The following is a 26,444-nucleotide window of genomic DNA, read 5'->3' on the forward strand; positions in this document are numbered from 1 at the left end:
GATCCAAAATGAATGCCTAGAGAAAGAAGTGGAGAGATTGATTTTTACGATTTTGTACAGTGTGGTTCTACCGATTTTTGTTCTGATTGCGGTCGGGTCCATATTACAGCGTGTTTTTCAGTTGGATCTGTATACACTCGCCAAAATCAACTTTTACTGTATTACACCTGCGGCTGTTTTTATGAGTCTGTATCATTCCGATATGTCTGCTCAATTACTTGGAAGTGTTATCTTTTTTTACGCACTGTATGTGTTGATTCTGTATCTTTTGGGATCAGCAACATCCAAAATCATGGGATATACAAAAGGCAAAAAAGCCGCTTTTAACAACAGCATTATGCTCGATAATTCGGGCAACTATGGATTGCCTATCAATGATCTAGTGTTCAAAGGTGATCCACTGGCTGCTTCGATGCAGGCTTTGATTATGTCTTTGCAAAGTCTACTCACATTTACGTATGGTGTGATTTCAATTCAAGGTTCCAAGTTAAATGGTAATTACCGAACGGTCATTATCGGATTTCTGAAAATGCCTGTGCCGTATGCGTTGTTATTGGGCCTACTTATGCATGCTTTTGCTATTCCTTTGCCTGTGATTCTGTCTCAACCATTAACCTATGCACAACAATCCATGGTAGCAATCGCCTTGATCACTCTTGGCGCGCAGATAGTGAAGTACCCATTACGTCTCTATCGTAAAGATATTTATCTGAGTATGGCATTACGCTTATTCGCAGGACCGGCTATCGGGCTTCTCCTGATCTATGTACTGGATATTCATGGCATACCTGCACAAGCGCTTTTGATTGCTTCTGCGATGCCTACAGGGGTGAATACATCGATCCTGGCGGAAGAGTATCGGAATGAACCTGACTTTGCTGCTCAAACGGTATTAGTATCGACTTTAGTCAATGTATTTACGATTACAGCAGTTATCGCTTTGTCTCATCATTTATAAGATAAATAGGATGATCAGGCATTAATATTCAATGGATGACTCTGATACAAACTTGTATGTTGTTCTGTAGACGTTTTATACTAATGATTGCTGATTAAAAAGGATTCAAAATTACAATCGATAACCCCAAAGGAGATGAATCGTCAGATGTTGCGTCAATCACGTAAAAATGTAGCCTTTTTGCTTATCTTCACAGCGTTATTTTTGATTATTGCAGGCTGTGGTAACAACGGGACAAGCAGTTCTACTACTGGACAAACAGGTATTTCAGGTACAACAACGGAAAGTAGCTCAACAAGTACTTCAACCGATCAAGCCGGTTCCACTACAGAATCGACAGGTACAGATAGCTCAGCTACAACAGGTACAACAGAAGAAGCTTCTGCAACTGATAATTCAGCAGATTTCAAACAAGCCAATGATCCAATCGTTACGATTGAAATGGACAACGGTAAAAAAGTTGAAATCGAACTGTTCCCTAAAGCAGCTCCAAATACAGTGAACAACTTTATTTCTTTGGTCAAATCAGGATTCTATGATGGTTTGACGTTCCACCGTGTTATTCCTGAATTTATGATTCAAGGTGGAGATCCTGATGGTGCAGGTACAGGCGGACCAGGATATAGTATTGCTGGTGAATTCAAATCCAACAATGTACAAAATGATCTAAAACATACACGTGGTATTCTTTCGATGGCACGTGCTGGCGACCCTAACTCGGGCGGTTCTCAATTCTTTATTATGGTTGCTGATTCTCCTCAATTGGATGGCGAATATGCTGCATTTGGTAAAGTGATCAGCGGTATGGATGCCGTAGATGAAGTGGTGAATCTACCAAGAGACGGACAAGATAAACCGAATACTCCTGCTGTAATGAAAAAAGTAACAGTAGATACAAAAGGCGTAACTTATCCGGAACCTGAAAAAGTAAAATAAGAGTACCCAAAAGCCATTATCTGATCCAAAGATAATGGCTTTTTTTATTGATTCACTTGGTTAGCTATTCATAAGTAACTTTTAGATTCCGATATCTATTGTGTACAATCTTTTTTGGATTGTATAATACTTTACTATCTAATTTCATATTTAATCAGGCAAATTTACTGAAAAGTAAAGACGCAAAGCCAAAGGGTCTAACACATGAATTGTAGGACATGTCATGACAGCCGGTTACCGAGGAATACCTGATGCGGTATGAATCGAAGGAGTCCGATGGATCATGCACACTAAGATATTGTTCTACTCTAAAATAGGACTAATCAGTCTGACAATGTTTATTTGGCTAGGAGTTTGTGATATAAAATCGATTCATGCACAATCGCTTCAAAAAGCAACGTGGCTATGGAATACAGCACTTATTGTTGATTCAACAGCAGATATTTTACAGTTTGCTTCTTCACAACAGATCACTAAGATCTACCTGCAAATCAATAGAGATCTGGATATATCGCAATATCAACGTTTTATTACAGCTGCTTCTGCACAGCATATTACCGTTGAAGCTCTGGATGGTGCACCCTCCTGGGCATTAGATCAGGATCGTTACCAATTGCAAGATGCTTTGCAATGGATTGTCTCTTATCAACATGCTTCTTCATCTACAGAGCAATTTAGTGGGATTCATATCGATATCGAACCTTATTTGCTTCCAAATTGGGCCAAAGAACAAGCCACTATTATTGCGCAATGGCAACGTAGTGTACAGATGATTACAGCAACTGCTCAATCGCTTCATCTATCATCCAGTGCAGATATTCCTTTCTGGTTGTATACCCTTCGTACCCCTGATGATCGTTCGACATTAAGTCAGTGGATGATTGAACAATATGATTCGCTAACCGTTATGGCTTATCGAGATTCAGGAACTGCTATCTATGATGTGGCGCAAGCTCAATTAAGTGAAGCTGATACAGCAGGTAAAGATATGTATATTGGCGTAGAAACGAATCGTTCTTCCGAAGGTGAGCATGTCAGCTTTTATGGAAAAGGAGCAACAGCGCTCACAACAGCACTAGGTGAAGTATCTGCTCAAGCTTCTACTCATTCTTCTTTTGCAGGGGTAGCTGTGCATGATTATGCAGGTTGGAGTCAAATCGTACAGCATTAAATAAAGACAATCTCATTCGTATATCTCCTTGCTCATGCTTGATATCTACAAAGCAACTTAGAGATTTAGCCAAATTGCTGATATAATTGGATCAATACCTATTGTCAGCAAAGGGGCGAAATAAAGATGGAATCTTCACGAAATATCACCTGGCAGTCTTCTAATATTACACGTAAAGAAAGAGAACAGCGGTATGGACAACGTAGTGTTGTGATCTGGTTAACAGGGCTTTCCGGTTCAGGGAAATCGACAATCGCTTTTGCGCTAGAAAAAGAATTATTTGCACATGAGCGTGCTTGTTATGTACTGGATGGCGATAATATCCGTCATGGACTCAATCGTGATCTAGGATTTTCTGAACAAGATCGCAAAGAAAATCTACGTCGCATTGGTGAAGTCGCCAAGTTATTTATGGATGCAGGCTCTATTGTCATTGCTGCTTTTATTTCTCCTCATGCGCAAGACCGTCAGATGGTTCGTGATTTATTTGAAGAAGGCGATTTTATCGAAGTCTATATCGACTGCTCGTTATCAGCTTGCGAAGAACGTGATCCCAAAGGATTATACAAAAAAGCTCGTGCAGGTGAGATTCCGAACTTTACAGGGGTCAGTGCTCCTTATGAAGCTCCGCAACAACCTGAATTGACGATAGACACTGAACATGAGTCTGTCGAACAATGTGTTGCCAAAGTTATTGCTGAACTTGAGCGCCGAGCAGATCAGACTCTATAAAAGAAAAACGGCTGTGCAGTCACTTTGTATTCACTGTTCCAATCATGGAATGATGAATATTAAGCGTTCTGTACAGCCGTTTGTTTTGCTAATAATTGATGGAATGTCCCTTTGGTTTCACGAGACAATGCACCGAATTCACCTTGTTGTACAATCTGTCCTTGATCTAGCACAACGACTTGATCGGCATCACGAATCGTAGATAGACGGTGAGCAATCACAATCAACGTCATTTTTCCTTTGAGCTTTTCAATCGCTGCTTGAATTTTCGCTTCATTCTCACTATCGAGTGAGCTGGTCGCTTCATCCAAGATCAGTACTTCAGGTTGACGTAGAATCGCGCGTGCCAACACAATCCGTTGACGTTCTCCTCCAGATAGACGTACTCCTCGATCACCAATGATCGTATCTAATCCTTCAGGCAATTTACGTACAAAATCTTCACAAGCTGCAAAAGATAAGGCTTCCCACAACTGTTCTTCTTTTGCACGTGGATCAACCAGTAATAGATTCTCACGAATACTGCTATGGAATAAGAACGGTTCTTGTGAAACGTATCCTATCGAATTACGCCATGTCTGTAGGCGTTCACCTGTTAAAGTTACACCATCTACAGTGACTTTGCCTTCTTGTGGCTCCATAAGTCCCATTAACAGATCAATCAATGTACTTTTCCCTGCTCCTGAACGTCCAACAATCGCTGTCATTTTGCCTATCGGAATAAACAAATTGATGTTATGAAGCGCATTGCCTTGATCTTCTTGATACCGGAAAGATACATCTTCACAGCTAAGCCCTTTGGTCATTTGAACTCGTTCGACTTGACCGGGTGCAATCGCTTTGTATGATTCTTCAGCTTGATCACATTCTTGTTGTAATGCTGTCACCGCATGAAAAGCAGGCACCAGTGCTCCAATATACTCTAGCGAAGATTGAATGCCTCCGAACCTTGGCCATAGACGAGCAAAGATCAAAATAATCAATACTGAACGTTCTGGTTGTAATTTAAACACTTGCGCAGATAGCACAACAAATAAAATAATAAACACAACCGAAATAATTTTATAAATAAATTGAGTCCCTGAATTGAGGCGTACCAATTGAATCGCATTCTGCTCTAACTTGCCGCACATGCTTCGAAACCATTCAAAATGCGAAGCTTCTAACATATTGCTTTTGATATCTTTGATCCCGCTTAAATGCTCTTGCATTCCCGAAAAGTACTCTTGAGATAAAAAAGTCGTACGATCGCCCATTCGTTTGGCCCGTCGTACAAATTTACGAGAATACAGCGTCAATAGTACGCCACCGACGATCACCAATAACGTCATTTGTACCGACAGAAACATAGCAAAAGCAATCTGAATCACCATAAAAATCAGCGAAGTTGATAATTGCATCACTAAATTGGTTCCTTGACTGACACGTGCTAATTCAGAAGTCAGTACATGACTTAGATCCGATTTGCGTTTACGTAAAAAGAATGTCCAGTTCGCACGCAGTATCGAACGGTAGGTACGGATTCTCAAGTTGTTGACGAATCCCTGCTGAATTTCGGTTCCCATGACTGCCTGTCTACGCTGGATTAATCCTTGTACAATCATCAGAACACTATACATGCCGAGTACTACAAATAAAGTCATACTGGCTGGAATACGTTGTAACGGTTCAAACAACCATGCCATCGGCATCGATCCCTGTGTACCGAATAATCCGACCAGACTCAATAAAGGCACTAGCAAGTAAATGCTTAACCCATCCAGACAACTGATCATGAGCATAAGAAATACATAGATATAGAGACGCTTACCTGCAAAGTCATGCAGTTGTCTCATATAAGCACGAATCGCATTCACTGACCCACCTCCCGTTCTAGAGCAGACCGCCTTTGAATACGGCGGTGTAATAATAAGAAAGGATGAAGTGGGTAATACAGAAAACGCAACGATTTGGGTAAAGGAAGTGTCTGTGTATCCCATGTATCCGGCACCATTTTACGAGCTAAGAAAATAGCTTTCTGTCCCGGCGTACGCAAAGAAAATAGATAATTACGATAAATTTGTGCGAGTATTTCACTTTCGGGTTCAGGGCACAGACTGACTTTTTCACGGATAAAAATAAGCACTCGACGTGCCAAATCTTGCGGACGATCGGTACTCATCAATGAAGCCATTTCCCGAGAAACCGGTGTATTAAGCATAGCAGCAGACAAGATTAACGCCTGACCGACTAAATGTGTGCATTTATAACGACGCAGTAAAGCTGTTAGTTTGTCCCAGTCCAGTTCCATACGTGCCAGGCGATCAATATCCGCTAACCAGCGTAATCGAAACCATGCATGACGGGCACCATGTGCCGTAAGGTAAAACATCAAATCTTCATTGCTCAGCATATGAACATCTGTACCTGCAAATTCTAATGTTTGACGACGATTCCATAATTCATAAAAGCTCGGTTCTGCTCCAGCATCTCCATTTAAACGCCAGTGTAGTTCAACTTCTGTACCTGTATCTGCATGAGTGAAAGACTCATGATTTTGACGCCATTTCCAATCGCTAACGATCCGCGATACTTCTTGTGTTTTGGTATATCCTAATTGCTCTAATACTTCTTCCGCTTGTTCAATATGATCTGGATGCACTAAAATATCCAAATCTTTCGATGTACGGCGAGATAGACTACCATACAGCGCTTCAGCAAGTGCAGGGCCTTTTAATTGCAAAGCGTAAATCCCTTTGTTATCAAGAGCTTCACTTACTTGTTTCATTTTACCGCTTAACTGCAACATCATCAGTGCATTACGACTATAGTCTACACTCAATTGTTGTACCATACCTTTGGGTAGACCGGATAATGGATGATGGCTGAGTCGTTCGTGAATCGTTGGATATACTCGGTGATGCCTTGTCAGTGAGTAAAAGCTTTGCCAGTTGATCTGACGACCCGAAGATTCAATCATAGCTTGAGCTTCTGCATCTGTTTCTACGTCTATCAATTCAAGCAATAACTTTAATTCCACAGGAAAATCCTGTACATCTAAATCCCAATCTATATTCATACCGAACTCCTTTGGATATAAACTGATCTGGATTGAATCATTCAGTCTATAGCGTTCATTCAGTGATTTTCAGATCATTTTGCAGTTGGTGATTATACACCCTTTTGTAAAGCACAAAATATATTCATATCCCGTTGATGCTTGCTAGTTTTTAGCAAATTTCCCCACAACCGTATATTGTTCAATTTCTTCAGCACCTGTGACATAAAAAGCACCACTTCGTACCCATGCATGCGCAGCAACTTTACCTGCTGGATTACGACGCATTCCTAAATACAACGTACTTGGCACTTTGCGTCTGGCTAACATTTTCATAGCTGCCATTCCCATCACCATACATTCCGTTTCCCAGAATACATGTCCGCTTACACGATGTAATGCTCTTGAGACTTGTACCCCTTGCCACTTCTGATCTCTGCTTAGGTCATTGTATGAAGTCTCTTCCATGTAAGTACCTAATGTTGGAGAAACTTTAGCAAAAGGTAACATTTTCAAGAACCTTGCCCATGCTAAATATACACATGCTTCAAGCATTAATTTACGCATCGGCATCGGGGTATTACGGAATTTGGCGACCTTACTCCACACGAAGTCCGTCCTTTTCAGCGACTACTTCGATTAATCCTTCTTTAAACATTTGCCCAGCAAATTCACTCACTTGCTCCAGACAAACATCATAAGTTACATCATATTCAGCAACCAGTGTGTTGACGATATTTTCCAATGAAACCGGAGAAGAACTAAGCTCCCAGATCCGTCCACCGACCATCCCTAAATTATAATATTTGCCAGACTCTACATTCATCATGACCGTTTCGCCATTCATATCACTAGCAATATATTGCTCATTTTGTACAACAACCTGATCGGATCCGATTAAGCTTTTGTTCATCATTATTCTCTCCTTTATTGTTCTTTTCAGTTGAAATGTTCTGTAGAGTAGATCGTATCCCCCTGCATTTCTTCTTGATAAATTTTGCGCATAATCTGATTCATTAATTCTGGTGCTGTAAAACCTGTGGTCGGGCGCAGAATTTGTAAAGCAAATAACTCTCCTGCTAGAGCAGCTGCACTTGAAAAATGCCATTGCTTCAATCCCAGTCTTGGAATCAAGGCTCCACGGTACGTGTGCAACATCATCGCATGTAATCTTTCCAAACGATTCATTTCACGCATCGCTACATATTCACTGTCCATTTTGACTAATTCAAATACACCTGCTAATGGAACAGTCTTATTATGAAAATGCTTGGTCACTGGAATGGCAAATTTGCTAACTTCATCATGAAGTGGCTTAAATTGATCTTCTGACATTCCAAACAAATCCAAGCTTTCTTTCCATAACTTTTGCTGTGGATAAGCAGGATGGACAACAGGCTCTCCATTTTCATAACTGACAGCAATCACATCATCACTTAACAATTGAAATCCAGATTGCACAAATGTAGACGCAAGTGTAGATTTACCTGCACCTGATTCTCCGACAAACGCATATGCTTTATTATTAATTACGACTGCACTGCCATGTAATGGTAAAATTCCTCGTTGTAACAACAATACACCCATACAAGTACCCAACACATACAGACGAATCTTGTCCATATCAGCATCAGGGAACGGATGAATACCGATCCGCTTGCCATCTTGAATACAAAACAAAGCTGTATTTGGAATTTCAAACATAAAGCCAATCGATTGCATCGTAAAATTATTTTCGCGTGTATTCACAACAGATCGCCATTCAGATAAATCCTGAATTTCGATGTTAACATCAGCCTCTTGAGTATCCTGGCGTTGTAACAATTCCGGTAGCAAAATTTCACTATCAAAATGTAATCCAAACGCTTGATAGATTGTTTTATTGATCGTCTTATTTACGGTAAAAATGGTCATTACCTCCCATAGAGCCTATGACTCTGCTTTCTCCGAATGATGTACAAAGAATTTATATATGAAAACAGAAAGCCCCTATACTAACTCGTATAAGGACTTTCTGAACTACTGCTTGCTGGTCTATCCCTTTGGTAGCCTTAAATACTCAGCTAGGGTTATATAGATCAGCATCTTGTTCAGATACCCAGTCAATTTGCTTGTAACCAATACCTGCCATTGTTTCATTAACATCCAAAACTTCTAATGTTGGAGTCTGCCATTGCATTTTTTGTTCTTTCATTATAGTAGCCTCCTTATATTAGAATGATCGATCATTATGTTAAATGCTCAGCTAGGGTTGTACAAATCAGCATCTTGTTCAGATACCCAGTCAATTTGCTTGTAACCGATACCTGCCATTGTTTCATTGACATCTAAAACTTCCAATACTGGAGCTTGCCATTTCATTTTCTCTTGGTTCATTAATATAACCTCCTTTTGATCGTGGAATTGCAGTTAAAAAATGCCTCAGCTAGGATTGTACAAATCAGCGTCTTGTTCAGATACCCAGTCAATTTGTCTCCAACCAATACCTGCCATTGTTTCGTTAACATCTAAAACTTCCAATGTTGGAGCCTGCCATTGCATTTTTTCTTTGTTCATGTTTTCACCTCCTCTATAAAATAATAGTCGTTGCTATGCTAAGTTGCGGATGAATCGCCCAACAATAAGGCTTCTCATCAGCATACGGGTAGCCGGATGGGCTGCTGCATTGGCTTGTGGATGTTCGCCTACTTTTTCTAAAGCTTTCATAATCGTAGTCGTATTCATCCATGCTGCCACTTTAGGGTCTTTACACAAATCTCGAAGCTCTCCTGTAAAGGAAGACCACTGAGGTTGCATGCGTTGTACCCAATCAGCGGGTTGCATGCCTCTGACTTTCTGATTCAGTCTTACTTTATCAGGCAAATCACCAGCCGTAGCACGTCTAATTAATGCGCGATCCATACCCTCTTGTACATATTGTCCAACAGGAATCGAAAGGCAGAATCGAACCACACGAGCATCGCTTGTAGGATCACGTTCCCAGACACCATAGTGTTCAGAAATTTTGGAGGTCATCGCTCCATTTTTATTTGCAATCGCTAGATTTTTAAATTTTTCTAATCGAATATCAAACGCATTCTGAACTTCACGACCAACTAACCATTCTTCTTGTTGCTGTACACGTTCCACCATACCCGTCTGACGCGCTAGTTCTGAATTGATCCAGACTAATGGATTCGGTCGATCTTTAGAAGCAGCAGTCTGATTCCATTTCGGAAAAGCTTTACTATGAATAATTGGCAAAAGACGAGAACGTCCTACACCTGTTTTGTGACCATACAATTTCAGTTCACGATACAATTTAGTCCATTGAAATTTTTTGAGTAGCACTGCATAGTAATCCAATGCAGGTCCCCACGAAATGGTAAAGTTCCCTCTAGCTCCTGTCAGTAGAACGCCTGCTCCTTGTTGTTGCGCTTGTTCAAATATCCCTCTAATCCAAAACGAATTTTCAAAATATTTGTACGGCATCTCCAAAAAGTCTAGCCATGAGTCTACTTCTGTTAAAGGATTCCGATCGGCAAAATCAAGATAGTTACCTTGAACATTACCGATATACTTTAACGTCTCCTCAATATACGGACGTTCATCAGGCACTAGGGTCGAAGAAGTCCAATCATCGAAACCGGCAATAGGCACATAACTGTAAGTCTGTAATGACTTTCCTTGCTCTGCCAGAATCTTAGCTGCATAGCTCACCACAGCACCGGAATCTAATCCTCCACTTAACGTTGAGGCGACTCCTAGACGAGTACGAACTTTAGATTTGACAGCTTGGGTGAACACATCACGAAAAGCTTCTTCATATTCTCCGTTTGAACGAAGATGAATTGGTTCCTCCGGTAATAACGTACCATATTGGAATATATGACTATGCTGCTCTGTGAGGATAATAGCGTGTGCAGGAGGCAACTGTAGAATGTCTTCATATACGGTACCTTTAATATCCAAAGATTCTGTCATACCAGCCATTGTCAGAAATTCGGCCATCCAGGGAGTACTCATTTTTTTCTGAATATCACCTGTCTGAAATAAAGGCTCCATCAATGTCGAAAATGCAAATTGAGAAGAGGTGTGATAATAATATAGAGTTCGATTGCCTGACCAGTCTCGCGCACCATAGAGCTGATGCTTTTTGGTATCCCAGATCATAAAAGCAAAATCGCCAACCAAATGTTGAGGAGTATGTTCCTCCCATTTCTGATATGCTCTCAAAATTAGCAATACATCGGACAATGTACTACCTTCTGCGCGGCTGATCCCCAACGCTTCGAATAGTTCTTCTCGATTATCAATAATGGCGTCTGCGGTGATCACAAGGCCACTGATAGGATCATGATAAGGAACGGTCTGATTCACCGATTCTTCTGTAATCCACCGATCATGACAACCTAGGAAGATATCTTCATCTTGCCAAACCGCTGAAGCATCTGAAGGATACATTCGCAGATTATTCATTAATCGTTGCCCTTGTAGAGCTAACGCTTCTGAACTCTGACGTTGAAAATTCCAAACACCTACAATCGTACTCATTTTTCGACGCCTTTACGAACAAGATAAGCGTTAAATACACGACCTAATGAGCGATTAAATGGAATTAACGATTTGATTCTATTCATTTTTTGCTTCATATCTTTGACTTCTTTACGAAGACGTTCACTTTCCTGATGAAGACGATCGCGTTCTGCATAATGCTGTTCCATTCTTTTTTCTAAAGATCGCAACGTCATTCGCATTCTTAGCAATTCATCTGCTTCAGCCTTATCTTTGTATTCTTGAGACAGCGCATTCGCAACTTCTGGTGAAGTTTCAGGTAGAACAGCCGATTGCATCTTGTACTCTGGCTCCCAGCGACAGCCGGTAGCCTCGGCGAACTGCTTCGTTTTGGCTTCAATCCACTTCATGTCTGGCTCCTCCTCAAACACGACGCCTGTAAGACGCTGTGCTTCTTCAAGCTCTGCTTCGTACCCTAACTCACGAAATAGTCTTGCACCTAGGATACGGCAGTAAGCTTCCACTTCCCGACGGTCTAGCATGGTACGCCAGTTACCGATAGACTTCATATGTGGTGTACGGTGTTCACTGAGATATGGATCACCTACACCCATGCTATAGAACAGTTCCGACTTGGCAGAATCCATATAATCGCCGTATTTTTCGATTCCTTCTTCGTACGAAATATCTAGAAAGCGACATACGTTCTGCATCTGTTCTTCTGGGTGCGCAGCCATTTCTTCATACTTCAACCAGAAAGCATTTTCGTTCTTTTGAGCAAAATATTGTTGATAACGGAATAATCCGACGGTGATATCGACCATCTTCATATTCAACGACGGGTCACTCAGCTGATCTGCCAAATTAAAATTGGGTGCAGAACGCTGATTTACTTTTTTATAAGAAGCCGCTACATCCAACGGGTTACGGAACAATCCGATCCGCTTGGACTGCGGGAATAAACGATCCAAAAATTCAAGAATATAATAGTAGCGTGGAGATTTATCTACGACCATATCTGCTTCACTTGTAGATAATAGTCCGTTATACACATTGGCTCCAAAGCTACGACATGCCTCATCATACACACTTTCAGGTAGAACGCCGTCAAAGAATTGATTTAGAATAGCTGTTCCACCGTATGCTCGCTTCTCTGGTTTCTTCAAATCATATAGACTCATAAGAAACCACATTTCTTGTGCAGCATAGATACGCGTGTGATTTTGTAGCATCACTGTTGCGAGTGAGCTACCACTGCGTGGCACACAGAGAAGAAAGATGAGTTTGTTACCATTTCTTTCAATCATCCGGTTTCCCCTGCCTTCCAAAACCTCTTTCATACATGTACCCAAAAGTTATTCGTTTTGAATAACAATAATCAGCTAAGTACATTATATATTTAAAAAGAAGAATTTACATGATAAATTTTCCAATTTTGAAAAAAAGTTTAGATAATTAGCTAATATCAAATAATGTTGATACGATAAGGTTTTACGTGATTCTTAATTTATATATTTTATATTTTGACTATTAGATAATGGAAAAACCTTGTCAGAACGCGAAAAAATCTGCATTCGCACTTTTGCGAGGAATGCAGATTTTTTCATTTTTTTCTTTAATTAAATTTGCAAAAAAAGTAAAAAATAAAATATTACATTTTGGTTACAAAACCTATTTTTCTGTCATCATTTAGTATATTTATCCCATAAAAGGAACATTTGTTCCCTATTTTGGATCATTTAAATTTTATTTATCTCTATTTATTTTCTGCAATATGCGACTTAACGCTACAATGCTATCAGCACGTGTTAGATTTTCCTTTGGCTGAAATTGTTGGGATGGATTCCCTTTTAAAATACCTTCATTACTTATCCGTTGTATTGCAGAACGTGACCATGAAGAAGCTTGATCTCTATCTTTAAAAGAAATGACTGGATTTGAAGACAACTCCGCTGGACTCTGACTGATAAATGATAAGGTTCTCTCCAAAATAACAGCTAGTTCTTCACGTGTCACTGCTGATTGTGGACGGAACGTACCTTTAGAATCACCCAACATCAATCCTGCTTTAACAGCTGTATTTACAGAATCAGAATACCAAGCTGTAGACTTCACATCAGTAAAGGGAGTTTGCGAAGTAGAAGTATTCATTTGGGCTAAACCCAGTGTTCTAGTTAATAATGTCGCCAGTTCAGCACGTGTAACCATACGCGCAGGTTCGAACTGATTATGCCCTGTGCCTGTGACAATCATCCGATCAACAAATGATTGAATATCGGCTTGTGCCCAGTGACCGGATATATCTTTTAATAAAGACTCACTTCGATTGAGAATCAGATACGTACTATTGCTACGGCTATAGATTGTTACTTCTCCATTAGCAATTGTAAATGGAACAGGTGTATACGAAATGTTTCCATTCACAGCTGATTCGGCGCGCACAACAGCGAGACGATTAGCGGCATTCACATTGGAACTGATGATCGAACGTTTGATATATTGATCAAATGACTGCATAGAATGTTTATTGTTCTGCCTATCTAAAATATATCCGTCAAAATCAACAGCTGTACGTACATCATAACCAGCTTGTTTTGCTTGATTGACTGCTGGACTAGCATTAGATAGATCTAGAATAAACTTCTCATTTGGAGCTAATGTCTGTTGCTCAATCATCGAGACAGGTAATTCATACGTACCAATCGGTGTAGATAGGATAATCTGATCGATTGTCGTTTGAGTGGTTAACGATTGTTGTACAGCAGCTTCCCACTGCAATTGATACGTAGTAGCTGCTTGATCTCCTTTGAGCGAAAGACGTAATGTATTGGCTCCATCGGTACGATTTAGCATATCATTGAGCATCGTCGCTGTTAATGTTGTAGAAGCTACGACAGTATTATTAGTGTTTGTATTCACTGTGGTAGGCATGCTCCAGCTGGCTATGGCTCGATTAGTAGATAGCCCTTCATATTCAGGTGCAGTCGGGATTGTTGGTAAAGTAGGATTATCAGTAGAAGGATTAGTTGTTCCTGATCCTCCGCTATTATTTCCACTGCTGTTATCGGATCCCGGTCTTGTTTTATCATCTTTGTCTGAATCTTTTTTACTAAAATCAATTCTAGCTAATAATGGATCATGATCACTTACTCGTCCATCGGCTTCCATAAAATCAGAATTGATATGCACAATGTCTAATTGAGCACGGTTAGCGATCTTTGAAGTCATTAGAATATGATCCAGTGTCTGCGAATTGCCTTCATATACATAGGAGTAACGTTCATTAGCAGGTAATGTATCTACAAGGTTGGTTAACTCTTTTCCTTTTAACACATCAAGTGTATTGGAAAATTGAAAATCATTAAAATCCCCTAACAATACAATATTAGCTTGACTGTTTTGAGCCAGTGTCTGCTTTACAAATTGATTTAATAGACTTGCTTGCTTGGCACGTTGAATTTCACTACTACGTACAGGTGGCTGAATACTACCATATAATGCCTGATCTCCACCTTTAGAGTTGAAATGATTCGCAATAACAATGACTTGTTCTCCATTAAATACAAATTGAGCGGCTAATGATTTGCGTGAACTGGCAAAAGCTTCATCGCTCGGCGCAATCCGTACTGGATTATAGTTCAGTCCATTAGCTGTATAAGTGGCAGCTGTTACTGAATTACCTGCACCATTTGAAGCTACAGGTAAGCTTACTCGTTCTGGATTATACAAAAATCCTACTCGAATATTCCCACCGGGTGCACCACCGTCTTGCTGATCTTGTGGAGATATACTGGCATATTGATAGGTCGGTCCACCTGCAAGCTGAATATCTTTGATCAATGCACCAAAGCTCTGACTCGCATCTGTTGTGCCATCATTGGTCTCTCCATTATTATCTTGAACTTCCATCAATCCCAGAATATCAGGATTACGAAGATGGTTGACAACATCATCTGCAATTCGTGCTGTTTTTTCTTGATCTTTGGGATTATTCCAAAAGTTCTCTACATTAAAAGAAGCGATCGTTAACTGTTTACTTCCACTTTGAAGAGTAGACACTTCACGTTGCAATCCATTATCGATCACAGGTGGTAATGCTCCTTCAGGTAATACTTTAAAATTGCTATAACTGTAACTCATAATTCCGTTTAGGGCTCCAGCAAATTGATCACCTGTACTCACCGTTTGTGTAGGCTTCGCACTAATGAGCAATCGTTTGGCATTCCATTGATTGTTATCGATCACAAGTCCGCCTGCTGGCGTTACCAGCGGAGAAGATTTCAAATCTACAGTGACAGGAATCTCATACGTATATGGCCCTATAATAGATGCATCATTTAACTGAATCCGCATCCCTTCTAGACTCTCATAAAAATCAATACTATATTGCGTCGGATCATATGCTGTTAATCCGTTGCTAGCAGCAATTTGATTTGGAATACTTCGTCCTTGTTGACCTAGAATGATCGGAGCAGGTAACGGTTGATTAGAAGCTTGCAGACGAATAGCGGATGCAACAATTTCTGTTGTGGTAAGATCAGCTGCATCTGCGTAGCCTAATTCTTGATACTCTTTAATACTTCCATCTACACTCACTTTATCGCCTACTTTTAGCCCATGAGCGGAACGATAGACTAATATGCCTTCAGAAGTGCCTTCATTTGTATCAACGTGATCATCCAATTCTTGTAGATAAAAGCTTGTTTTGCCTTTGACCATGGTTACGATACCTTCAACCTGCTGTACCTCTTTACCTTCATAAGGAGATCGCTGAGCAGCACCTTGAATATCATGAATACGTAATTGCAACGGAGGTTGAATAACCGGAGGTGTCCCTCCTTCAATATCTGCTGTAGAACGTGGTATCAATTCAAATGTATTATTGTAGCGAGACATCACGCCTGTAATACGGGTATAGACTTCACCTACTTCTAACCATGGATTAGCTGTATAGATAATAAATGTACCTGTAGCATCTTTTACCGTATAATTACTACCGCTTTTGCTAACGATCGTCACATTAGGCACACTGATTAATTGAGCTTCATATGTATTTCCTGTTACAAAATCAGTACCCACCACTGTTTGCGGAGCAGGTAACTGAATCGATGCATTCGTAATATTCACTGCGCTAGCAGACGCTTCGATTTGCAATAACGCTCTATAAGCCGTTAATTTACCACGAACTTCGATTTCTTGTCCTTCCGTACCCGGTAAATTCTGTCCACGTATCACAAGACCTGCTGTTCCATCTTGAAGATAGAGGTTGCTATACCCGCTACCCGTTTCTTCTCGATACGTAATCACTCCATGAGTAGATACAGTATCTCCTAAAGATTGAGTCCGCACCTCGTTAATCGGCATCACTGTATATACATTTTGACTCACAGTCTGACGAAGAGCATTTGTAAATACTACATTGGGATGGATTTGTTGTTGAACTACAGTATCTGATACCTGTTCACTTTGATCGGCTGCTGATGCGACATTATAACCACCAACAGATATTCCAGACCACAATGATGTGACCAATACACTTGTAGATACCCCTATACTTATTTTCTTTTTCCACTGCACCATACACTATATTCCCCATTTCATTTGTTAAAATTCTATGTACTACACTAAATTATCATAAAAGGATAAAGAATAATTCATTTAAATGTAAAATCAATATATTTATAGCGTGCACTTCCTTATTTTTATTTGTCGGATCATTTGTAACCTTCTGGAATTTATAGTATATTTATTCATAAAGTAAATGATATCTATTATTAAAATTATATTTTATAGGTATCAAGGATACTCTAAGGAGGAATACAAATGAATGTGCCACGGACAACACGCAAATGGAGCACAGCCAGTCTGTTGATTGTACTCGGTCTATTAGTATTTGCTTTACCAGCTTCAGCAGCATGGAACGATACCTATAAAGGATATGCCACTTACACAGGATCAGGATATTCAGGTGGAGCTGTTTTACTTGACCCTATTCCTTCCACTGCCTACATTACAGCCCTTAATCCTACTCAAATGAATTATGGTGGGGTCAAAGCTGCATTAGCCGGTGCTTACTTAGAAGTGCAAGGACCACTCGGTAAAACAACCGTCTATGTGACTGATCTTTACCCTGAAGGACCTAGCGGAGCTTTAGATTTATCACACAATGCCTTTGCAGCAATCGGAGATATGTCTAAAGGCAAAATCGATATTCAATGGAAAGTAGTTAAAGCGCCAATTACAGGTAACTTTAGCTATCGGATCAAAGAAGGAAGTAGCCAGTGGTGGGCAGCTATTCAAGTTCGCAATCACAAATACCCAGTCATGAAATTTGAATATGAAAAAGCAGGTCAATGGATCAGCTTACCCAAAACGGATTACAACCATTTTGTCGGTGAGCAAATGGGGAATCAACCTCTAAACGTACGTATAACCGATATCCGTGGCAAAGTCGTAACTGATACCTTACAAGCATTGCCTAGCGAAGCGACATCTAGCCCTTATATCGTAGCGGGTAAAGCTCAATTTCCTGATTGATCTTTGGCAAAAAAATAAGCGCAGGAATGACCGCCTGTAAAGGAGATCATCACTGCGCTTAATAATCATTGAACCAAATTTAAGGTAATAATGTTCCGCGTGCACTTACATATAAAGTATACCATTCATCCCGTGTCATCAGGCTTGCTTGACGTTCTGCATCTGCACAAGCTTTGATGCGTTCTGGATTAGATGTACCAATAATCGGTTGAATCATAGCTGGATGATACATTAACCATCCTAATACTATCGCTTCTGCTGTTGTTTCTTTGTCTGCTGCCATTTGTTGTACCAATTGAGCTGTTTGTTGAATATGTTTAGGCTCATCTTTGATATCACGGCCAGAGAATTTACCTTGTGCTAGTGGACTCCAAGCTTGCAATTGAATATCTTCTGTCCGGCAGTATTCCATTAATCCTTCAGCAAAGTTCACTTCTGTACCTGCTTGTTGATTCACATGCACCACATGATCCACAAAATGAAGATGATTTAGACTCATTTCCAATTGATTGACTGCAAAGGAATCAGGAATCGCTTGTTGTAAAAATTTGATCTGAGAAGCGCTCATGTTGGATACACCAAAATAACGTACTTTACCTGAAGATTTTAATTTGGCAAAAGCTTCTGCCACTTCTTCCGGTTCAACCAATGGATCAGGACGATGTAACAACAATACATCTAGATAATCAATGCCTAAGCGCTCCAAATTACCATCTACGGAATGAAGAATATGCTCTTTCGAAAAGTTAAATCGACCCGGTAGATCGCCTTCACCCAATTGAATACCACATTTAGATTGAATGACGATTTGTTCACGTAGATCAGGTCTAGATTGCAGTACACGTCCAAAAACTTGCTCTGCTTTCCCTTTAGTATAGATATCAGCGTGATCGAACATCGTAATTCCGATCGATAAAGCCGCTTCAACGGCTGATTCCGCTTCTTTCACATGTTGCTCTGTAAAAGGTTCTGCATCCCAGCCTCCACCAAACGGCATACACCCTAAGGCAAGACGGCTATTTGAAATTCCACGTTTAGCAAGTGGCATTACTTTAGTCATTGTTATGTTCCTCCTATCAAATGATAGCGCTTTTAACACATCTATACTCTCATACTTGTGATGCTAAATACAATAGCAATCTCTTCTGATCGTCCCTATGATATGCAAAGATATGCAAAAAAGAAGAGATTCTAAAAACGAATCCCTTCTTTTGCTTACCATCTATGCTATTGTTATTTAATTTATTGGAATAATTCAAATTCACTTACAGCTACTGTAGAAGGTCCTGAATTACGATCAAAAATCACTTTGTACGTCTTGTAAGCTTTGGTATTGTCTATTTCGTAGATTTTTTTCTGACCGACTTCCCAGCGATAAGAAGATTTAACATCATGCAAGATTTCTTCCCACTGTTCACCATCGTTACTACCTACCAGTGTCCAAAACACAGGAGCAGTCGATTTGTTCGCCAGTGTTAATGAATACCCTTTAACAACTTGAGGAGCATCAAACGTATATTGAAGTGTTGCATCTATAAAGTTATCGTTGTCTGATTCCCAGTAACTATCTGATCCTGTATTATGATCAAATGCTTTCCATGCTGTATCTTCATTCACTGAAGCATATGCTCCACCTTCGACAGATACCATAGAGTTAGCGGCAGGTACCAGATTCGCATTATCTCCAAATTCGTATAATTCTAATTCGCTAACGGCTACAGATGATCCACCGTTGTTGGAAGAAATAAATAGAGCGTATGCTGTATAAGCTGTATCATTAGAAATCGTATACGACTTGGTCTGACCTGGTTGCCACTGAGTCTGATTCGACTGTTCGTCTAGCACAAGCCAGTTCTTACCGATCTTACCTGCTAACTGCCATTTTTTTGGTGCTTCAGATGTATCGTACGTATCTGCTTGCACTGTATATTGAGTGATTACTTTTTTAGTGTTAAATTGATAAATCAACTGAGAGGATGAACCAGCAGGAGCTTTCCATGTGCTTTCTGGAGTAGAATTATCGTCAAATGCTTTCCATGCTTCATGACCAACTTCTTCAGCACTTGCACTTGCTGTACCATTTGTTCCAGTATTTGAACTTAATACAGGTACTACATCATTGCTGTAATTTAGCGCATGTGCCGTTCCGCCTTGATATACAGTCCCCATCAATAATGCACCAAGTAATACCGCACCCGTTTTTTTCAATTTAAGCAATCCCATTGTTCAATCTCCCCTTTAAAATATTAGTCTTACGTGGGATAGCTAGACGTAGAAATGATCTATTCAGAATACTGGTAGTACACAGTTCTGCGGGCTGTGCATAGAGTACAATTATTGTTTAGAATCTACTTCTTTGTTTCCCCCAAAAAACGATCTGTTGGACATCTAATTAAGTTACATATTCATAAGTGGTTAATAACCGTTTTTCCAAACTTTGACACATTTATCATAAAAAAAGTTTTTATAGTTAAATTTTACTAGGTAATAAGTAATTAAAAAATAGTGTTATTGAATACAAATTTATCTGTACTCCTCCTTTCTTACCCCATTTAGAATACAACTAATAAATAAGACATAGTACTTGTGGCGTCTATTATTATATTATGTAGTTTGTATATTACTACCAAATAACCACTATTTACTAATTAACTTATTAAGATGTTGACGCTTTATTCTATAGTCAGTGTGAACACTTTTGCAATACTTTTTTTGGAAAAAATAGGGATTTGATTCTTTTGACTCATATAAGAAGACCAAAAAAGGATATTCTACATAAGTAGAATATCCTTCTTCTCATAACTATTTATTGAGTAACTATTATTTACGTTCGACAACAACATAAGAAGATTCAGAAGTAACTTTAGCTCCCAAAATCTCAGCTACAGAACGTACCGGTACATAAGTAACGCCTTTAATTTTGACCACTTTATGTGTCATTGTTTTCGTAGTTCCATCAGTTACAGCTTTGTTGGAATTCAAGTGAAGTGTAGTCACAGCGCCAGTAATATCATCAGTCAGTGTGATTGTTTTGGTTGTTGGGTTCCATGTGAACTTAGCATCAAATTCTTCAGCTAACTGTTTAACTGACATTAGTAACACACGATCTTTAGTCACTACATCGTATGAAGAATAAGATGAATCTTTATCGATATAGATCGATTTGTTAGCAATCCCTGCGACATCATGTAATAACAAATACACAGGTGAAGTCGTATCGAAGCTGCGCAATAACGCACCTGGTGTAAAATCTTTGGAAGTGACATCTAGAACACCATTAGGTGTTGCAATCGGATCAGCGACAATATTTCCATCTACATTCCAGTTTTCATTTTCGGTATGCAGATTAAACATACTGTAAGGCACATACTCAGAACTAGGCAAAGCGACTGTTAAGTCTACAATTTGCTTACGGGTATGCATATCTTTATCAAAATAAAGATCTAATGTAAGACGTGTATTTGTACCGAAAATCGTTTTGAATTCAGGCTCAGCAGAGACTTCTTTCAAATATTTATCATATTCAGACAATACATCTTTCAAAAACGATTGAACCTCAGCATACGATTCGTTAACAAATTCAGCTTTTGTCTGATCCAAAGTGAAGTAAGATACAGAATCTTTTTCTTCATCACTCATTTGTGATTCCGCATACGTGATAAAGTCATACAACGTAGCTAACAGATCACGCCAGCCCGCTTCATCCGTAGAGATACTTGTTAAGAAAGGCTTAACCAATCCGATAAATTCTTCACCGGTAAGTTCAATATGCAAATGAGTCAAATCTACAGACTCTCCATACACTTCTTGAGTCACAGAATCAACAGTGACATTGGATGGGTTAGGAGCATGTTTGAAAAATAAGCTAGCTGATTTGGTAATCAACTCTTTCGCTTGATCTTCAATTTGTTTCATTGTTAGACTAGCAGGTAAAAAAGCCATTTGTTCTTCTGTAGTTAGAGGTATGTATAATGGCTTTTGCGCACCAGACAACGCAATCGTGACTCCTTTCGTATCCATAAACATTTGGAAAGGTAATGTCATTCCGCTGTAAGCGATACCACCTTCAACCGAAACATTTCCGTTTTCTTGAAGTTTGGCATGATTGATGTTCAATTGCATTCCGTTCAAAACGGTTGCTATTTTGCGCTCTTCTGCCGACGCTGTTGAAACAGGTGTTAATTGAACTGCAAGCGATTGTTTGGTTTCGATCGATTTTACATTAAGATCACCAACCATGGCACTATTGATGTCTAGATTACCTACAGCCTGACAACCTGACAACAGGACAAGGAGCAGTACTAGCGGCATGATAACCCATTTTCTATTTTTCATAATGTTCCCCTTTCGATAATATATTTCTTTTTCATTATCCCAGTTAAAGTTATATTTGTAAAACCTCAATATCGTCATCAAATGATGCTATTGTATACTAAGTAGGACGAATAAATATGGTTTTGGAGGATAAAAAAGTGATTAAAAATGAAAAAATTAAAGCAATTGAAGTGCAGTTAACAGGAATCAACGGAGAAGACCTGGGGATTGTACCTACAGCTGAAGCTTTGCAAATGGCTAAACAACTAAAAGTTGATCTTGTCTGTACTTCTCTTTATAGTAGCCCACCTCCTTGTCAATTGATCTCAGCAGGTGCCGCTAAACAAAATAAACAACAATCCAAAAAAAGTGATAAACCCGTTAAAATCAAAGAAATTCGCTTAACCGCTAATATCGAAGATCACGATTATGAAACGAAAAAGAATCAGGCTGAACGTATCCTACAATCGCATAATGCTGTATTACTGGTTGTCAAAACACAAGGTAGTAAAGAATCGGCTAAAGCTAAAACGATTATTGAAGAATTATTGCGTGATCTTCAATCATCAGGTAAAGCTAAAACAGGGATTCAGGTCAGTGGTAAGCAATCTATGGTACAAATTGATCCTTTAAACGAATAAACGGATTTAAGAAATAACAAAAAAGCGTATTCTCCTGATCTATAGGAGAATTACGCTCTTTTATTAGCTTGAGTGTGCCTGTTTTTATTCTTGATGATCTTTTTCAAACTGTAAAGAAGATTGAGAACGAGCAGCAAATGAATCTACACGATGATGAATATGCTGACTCCATTGAGATAAGACTCTTTGTAGATCCGCAGTGATAACCGGCTTACTGATAAAATCATTCATTCCTGCTGTCAGGCAACGTTCCCGATCTTCTTTTCTTGCAAAAGCAGTAACTCCAATAATGATCGGCATGTCTTGAGCTGTATAATAATTATGAATGTGCTGAGTCGCTTCTATTCCGTTCATATTCGGCATCTGCACATCCATAAAAATAAGATCATAATGGGATTCTGTGGCTTGCTGTACCGCTTGTTGTCCATCGGTTACCAGATCAGCTTCATAACCATATTTACTTAGCATGGCAAGTAATACTCTCTGATTCGCCACATAATCTTCTGCCACTAGAATACGCATAGGATAATATTCGGAAGTGACCTGTACATCTTCTAATAATCGAATCGGGTTAGAGCGTGATTCTATATCTAAAGGCAAAACAGCGAGATCGTTCAATTCAGCAGATACTTCTAATTTCAATACAAAGTAGAATGTAGCGCCCCTATTCTCGTCACTGGTTACATCGATACTTCCACCCATCAACTCAACTAGCTTTTTACAAATAGATAATCCTAAGCCTGTTCCTCCATACTTCCGATTTAACACAGGATGCAATTGGGAGAACGGTTGAAATAACTGGGATTGCTGATGAATGGGAATCCCGATTCCTGTATCTTTAACTGAGAATTCTAACCATAACTCTTCACAAATCGCAGACTGTCCTTCTTCACGTTCTAACGGACGAACATGTACAGTAACTGAACCTGTCTCTGTAAATTTAATCGCATTTCCAACCAGATTCACAAGCACTTGTCGGATACGACCTGCATCTCCTACCATCCAGTGTGGTATCGACTCATCCATCTCAAATACCAAATCCAACTGCTTATCTTGTGCTTTAAATGTAAATAATTCTTGTACATTATCCAAAATCGATCGTAAATTAAAGGGCTCTGTATTCAGTGTCATTTTCCCAGCTTCGACTTTACTGAAATCCAGAATTTCGTTTAACAAATGCAATAATGTCTCGCTACTGTTGCAGACAATATCCAGATACCCTTGCTGTTGTTCATCCAATTCTGTATCTGCAAGCAGTCCACTCATGCCAATAATGCCATTCATCGGTGTACGTAATTCATGACTCATCACAGACAAAAACTCAGACTTCGCTCGATCTGCGCGTTCTGCTGATTCTTTGGCTCGAATAATTTCTTTTTCCCCTGTAATATCACGGAATACAATTACTGCCCCCCGTTGTTCTCCATGATCTATAACAGGTGTCACCTGATAAGCAGCCAGAAAGCTAGACCCATCTTTTTTCCAAAAGACTGTTTCTTCTTCTTGATTGGGTTTACCTTGGCGGATTGCTTGAATAATAGAAGATTCTTCACCTAACACATCATCATCTTGAATACCCCAGTTACGAATTTGATTCGTACGTGTAGAATCGGATAAATGATCTTCAATATCCAGCCCTAGCATCATTGCACCAGCGTGGTTAATAAACATTCCTTCGCCTTCGCTATTGATACTAAAGATACCTTCGGATACTGCATTTAAAATAAGAGAATGCTCATTACTTAAGCGTTCAATCTGATGAATATATTGCTTTAATTCTGTAATTTCAGTCACGATTCCGTATAATCCGATAACTTCCCCATGAGCTACAATCGGTACATTGGTAATGTTGGCAGGAAATAGTGAACCATCTTGACGATATACATTTAATTCATACGTCTGCGGGATTCCTTGTCTTGCTAATTTAGCATGATGGATGACACGCTTAATACTACTTTCTTCAAATAAAGACAATATCGGTTGCCCGATTAAGTGATACCGAGAATACCCTGTAATTTCTTCCAGACTACTATTTACCGAGATAAAATGCCCTTTGAGATCAACTGCACATACACCGGAAGGATTATTTTCAAATAAAGAACGGTAGCGATGTTCATTATCTTGAAGAACCATTTCTAAATGTTTGCGTTCGGTAATATCTCTGGAGACTGCTGTATATCCATAGGCATCTCCCTCTGGGCTGTACACATACCGGCTTGTCGTTTCTAACCAGACATAATGTCCTTTTTTGTGACGGCAACGAAAAACAACCGTTTCTTTTTCATTTTTTTGCTCTCGTACACCTTTAAGAAAATGAACAAATAACGGTAAATCTTCTTTGTGAATATGACTATACCCCGGGCCTCCGATCAATTCTTCTGCTTCATAGCCAAGAATCAATCGACAAGCAGGAGAGACATATAGAAAAGTCGAGTGTTCATCATCAGCATGACGGGAAATCATATCTAATGAATGCTCGGTAATGATACGGTATTTCTGTTCGCTTTCACGCAATTGCTCGCTAATCAGGTAATGTTCTGTAATATCTTGAGCCAGTCCTATCAACTGCAATGGTTGCTGAGTCTCTTTATCAAGCGTCGCTTCCCAGTATCCATGAATCACTTTCTGTACATTGCCGGGTAACCGAATCCGGTAGCGCATTTCTTCGCTTGTTTTTTGGTGAATAGCCTTTTCGATACAATACTTTACTTGCTCTACATCTTTGGGATGAACAACCGCCAGATACGAATCAAGATTATCTTCAACGGCTTTTATACTTTTGGCATAGATTCGGCGAATATCTTTCGAAAAGTGAATCGTATTTCCTTGTAGATCCCAATTCCATGCACCCAGTAAAGCCATCCGATGCGCATGAGCAATAATATCTTCTTCTGACTTTTGCTTGGTGACATCTTGAGCGATAGCCAGTACTTTTTCTACTTCACCCTGATCATTTCGCATTAATTGTGTAAAAATTTCTAACCACATATAATGACCATCTTTATGTTTGACACGTCTTATAAATGTTCTGTCATCTGCATACATACTTCCAGGTTGGTACATTTCTTGTGCGTCTTCTTCATGGTAGTATTCCATTCTCATTCGAGAAACCATTTCAGACGGTTCATATCCCAAAATCTTTTTGACTGAAGGCGAGACATATTGAATATTGCCATCGGCCCCACTCACAGAAACAATACTGGAAGAATTACGTACAATCATCGAATATAAATCTTCGGCTTCCCGATCTTGCACGACTGTAATGTACATCATCATGTATTGTAACTGCTGTTCCTGATCTGAGAATACATAAGAAACATGTATAGATAACCACACAGGGACATGGTCAGCGTTCATCCAACGACGTTCTACTTTTTCTGTGGTGGTGCTATGTTTTACTTGATCTGTTAGCCATTCATCAGCTACATTCCATATTGTTAAAAGATTCCGTAATTCGGACTCTTCATATTTTAATATTCGGCATAATGCAGGATTGGCTTGTACGCATTGCCCTTGCGCAGAAAATATCGCAATACCTTCGGGGGTATTGGCATACATATGGGCTAGTACAGATTCTTCTGGGGTAGAAGCATTAAACACAAACCCATCCTCCTTTAATCATCA

The 26,444-nt window shown here is 39.5% G+C and carries 21 protein-coding genes and 1 riboswitch; of the genes, 6 read left to right on the top strand and 15 right to left on the bottom strand.

Going from position 1 to position 26,444, the window contains the following annotated elements:
- The first annotated feature begins 37 nt into the window (after positions 1-37).
- From PaeCFBP13512_RS03395 to cysC, 4 genes are all read left to right on the top strand, one after another.
- Positions 38-958, top strand: a complete 921-nt coding sequence (locus PaeCFBP13512_RS03395) for an AEC family transporter (RefSeq protein WP_069326679.1) — start codon at positions 38-40, stop codon at positions 956-958.
- 147 nt (positions 959-1,105) lie between these two features.
- Complete coding sequence (locus PaeCFBP13512_RS03400; RefSeq protein ID WP_137221154.1) at positions 1,106-1,894, top strand: peptidylprolyl isomerase; 789 nt, start codon at positions 1,106-1,108, stop codon at positions 1,892-1,894.
- A gap of 147 nt (positions 1,895-2,041) precedes the next feature.
- Positions 2,042-2,136, top strand: a riboswitch (cyclic di-GMP riboswitch).
- Between the two features lie 41 nt (positions 2,137-2,177).
- The gene (locus PaeCFBP13512_RS03405; RefSeq protein ID WP_241669259.1) at positions 2,178-3,065 is read left to right on the top strand and encodes a hypothetical protein; all 888 of its coding nucleotides are present in this window, start codon (positions 2,178-2,180) and stop codon (positions 3,063-3,065) included.
- A gap of 126 nt (positions 3,066-3,191) precedes the next feature.
- A complete protein-coding gene (gene cysC, locus PaeCFBP13512_RS03410; protein WP_137221156.1) occupies positions 3,192-3,797 on the top strand; it encodes an adenylyl-sulfate kinase in 606 nt (201 codons plus the stop codon).
- 59 nt (positions 3,798-3,856) lie between these two features.
- On the opposite strand, the gene PaeCFBP13512_RS03415 is transcribed toward cysC, so the two are convergent.
- The 11 genes from PaeCFBP13512_RS03415 to PaeCFBP13512_RS03465 all read right to left on the bottom strand — a co-directional run bounded on the left by PaeCFBP13512_RS03415 (position 3,857) and on the right by PaeCFBP13512_RS03465 (position 16,908).
- Positions 3,857-5,653, bottom strand: coding sequence for an ABC transporter ATP-binding protein (locus PaeCFBP13512_RS03415; protein ID WP_137221158.1), 1,797 nt, complete (start codon positions 5,651-5,653; stop codon positions 3,857-3,859).
- Positions 5,650-6,855, bottom strand: a complete 1,206-nt coding sequence (locus tag PaeCFBP13512_RS03420) for a nucleotidyltransferase domain-containing protein (RefSeq protein WP_137221160.1) — start codon at positions 6,853-6,855, stop codon at positions 5,650-5,652. The genes PaeCFBP13512_RS03415 and PaeCFBP13512_RS03420 overlap by 4 nt, the downstream gene beginning before the upstream one ends.
- Before the next feature lie 144 nt (positions 6,856-6,999).
- A complete protein-coding gene (locus tag PaeCFBP13512_RS03425) occupies positions 7,000-7,443 on the bottom strand; it encodes a lasso peptide biosynthesis B2 protein (protein ID WP_342671968.1) in 444 nt (147 codons plus the stop codon).
- Positions 7,433-7,747: a lasso peptide biosynthesis PqqD family chaperone gene (locus PaeCFBP13512_RS03430; protein WP_083243382.1), complete on the bottom strand. Its 315-nt coding sequence runs from the start codon at positions 7,745-7,747 to the stop codon at positions 7,433-7,435. The genes PaeCFBP13512_RS03425 and PaeCFBP13512_RS03430 overlap by 11 nt, the downstream gene beginning before the upstream one ends.
- Positions 7,748-7,773: 26 nt before the next feature.
- On the bottom strand, positions 7,774-8,748 hold the full coding sequence (locus PaeCFBP13512_RS03435) for an aldolase (protein WP_069326685.1): 975 nt from the start codon (positions 8,746-8,748) through the stop codon (positions 7,774-7,776).
- A gap of 145 nt (positions 8,749-8,893) precedes the next feature.
- Positions 8,894-9,028: a paeninodin family lasso peptide gene (locus PaeCFBP13512_RS03440; RefSeq protein ID WP_137221162.1), complete on the bottom strand. Its 135-nt coding sequence runs from the start codon at positions 9,026-9,028 to the stop codon at positions 8,894-8,896.
- 47 nt (positions 9,029-9,075) lie between these two features.
- Positions 9,076-9,210, bottom strand: a complete 135-nt coding sequence (locus tag PaeCFBP13512_RS03445; protein ID WP_137221164.1) for a paeninodin family lasso peptide — start codon at positions 9,208-9,210, stop codon at positions 9,076-9,078.
- 45 nt (positions 9,211-9,255) lie between these two features.
- A complete protein-coding gene (locus PaeCFBP13512_RS03450) occupies positions 9,256-9,390 on the bottom strand; it encodes a paeninodin family lasso peptide (RefSeq protein ID WP_137221166.1) in 135 nt (44 codons plus the stop codon).
- 33 nt (positions 9,391-9,423) lie between these two features.
- A complete protein-coding gene (locus PaeCFBP13512_RS03455; RefSeq protein ID WP_137221168.1) occupies positions 9,424-11,367 on the bottom strand; it encodes an asparagine synthase-related protein in 1,944 nt (647 codons plus the stop codon).
- Positions 11,364-12,635, bottom strand: a complete 1,272-nt coding sequence (locus PaeCFBP13512_RS03460; protein WP_069326687.1) for a sulfotransferase family protein — start codon at positions 12,633-12,635, stop codon at positions 11,364-11,366. The genes PaeCFBP13512_RS03455 and PaeCFBP13512_RS03460 overlap by 4 nt, the downstream gene beginning before the upstream one ends.
- Positions 12,636-13,074: 439 nt before the next feature.
- Complete coding sequence (locus PaeCFBP13512_RS03465) at positions 13,075-16,908, bottom strand: S-layer homology domain-containing protein (protein ID WP_137221170.1); 3,834 nt, start codon at positions 16,906-16,908, stop codon at positions 13,075-13,077.
- A gap of 243 nt (positions 16,909-17,151) precedes the next feature.
- Between PaeCFBP13512_RS03465 and PaeCFBP13512_RS03470 the strand changes: the two genes are divergently transcribed.
- Positions 17,152-17,865, top strand: coding sequence for an expansin EXLX1 family cellulose-binding protein (locus tag PaeCFBP13512_RS03470; protein WP_069326689.1), 714 nt, complete (start codon positions 17,152-17,154; stop codon positions 17,863-17,865).
- A gap of 79 nt (positions 17,866-17,944) precedes the next feature.
- On the opposite strand, the gene PaeCFBP13512_RS03475 is transcribed toward PaeCFBP13512_RS03470, so the two are convergent.
- From PaeCFBP13512_RS03475 to PaeCFBP13512_RS03485, 3 genes are all read right to left on the bottom strand, one after another.
- Positions 17,945-18,925, bottom strand: a complete 981-nt coding sequence (locus PaeCFBP13512_RS03475; RefSeq protein ID WP_137221172.1) for an aldo/keto reductase — start codon at positions 18,923-18,925, stop codon at positions 17,945-17,947.
- A 182-nt stretch (positions 18,926-19,107) separates the two neighbouring features.
- Entirely contained in the window at positions 19,108-20,088 is a 981-nt protein-coding gene (locus PaeCFBP13512_RS03480; protein ID WP_137221174.1) for a hypothetical protein, read from the bottom strand.
- 597 nt (positions 20,089-20,685) lie between these two features.
- Entirely contained in the window at positions 20,686-22,200 is a 1,515-nt protein-coding gene (locus PaeCFBP13512_RS03485) for a copper amine oxidase N-terminal domain-containing protein (RefSeq protein WP_161594198.1), read from the bottom strand.
- Between the two features lie 137 nt (positions 22,201-22,337).
- On the opposite strand from PaeCFBP13512_RS03485, the gene infC reads away from it, so the two are divergent.
- Positions 22,338-22,820 (top strand): translation initiation factor IF-3, encoded by a 483-nt coding sequence (gene infC, locus PaeCFBP13512_RS03490; protein ID WP_069326863.1) that lies wholly within the window; start codon positions 22,338-22,340, stop codon positions 22,818-22,820.
- Positions 22,821-22,904: 84 nt separating this feature from the next.
- On the opposite strand, the gene PaeCFBP13512_RS03495 is transcribed toward infC, so the two are convergent.
- Positions 22,905-26,420 carry a PAS domain S-box protein gene (locus PaeCFBP13512_RS03495; protein ID WP_137221178.1) on the bottom strand — a complete coding sequence of 1,172 codons (3,516 nt, stop codon included), beginning with the start codon at positions 26,418-26,420 and terminating at the stop codon, positions 22,905-22,907.
- Positions 26,421-26,444: the final 24 nt, after the last annotated feature.

The organism is Paenibacillus sp. CFBP13512 (assembly GCF_005233705.1).
Classification (GTDB): Bacteria; Bacillota; Bacilli; order Paenibacillales; family Paenibacillaceae; genus Saccharibacillus; species Saccharibacillus nuruki.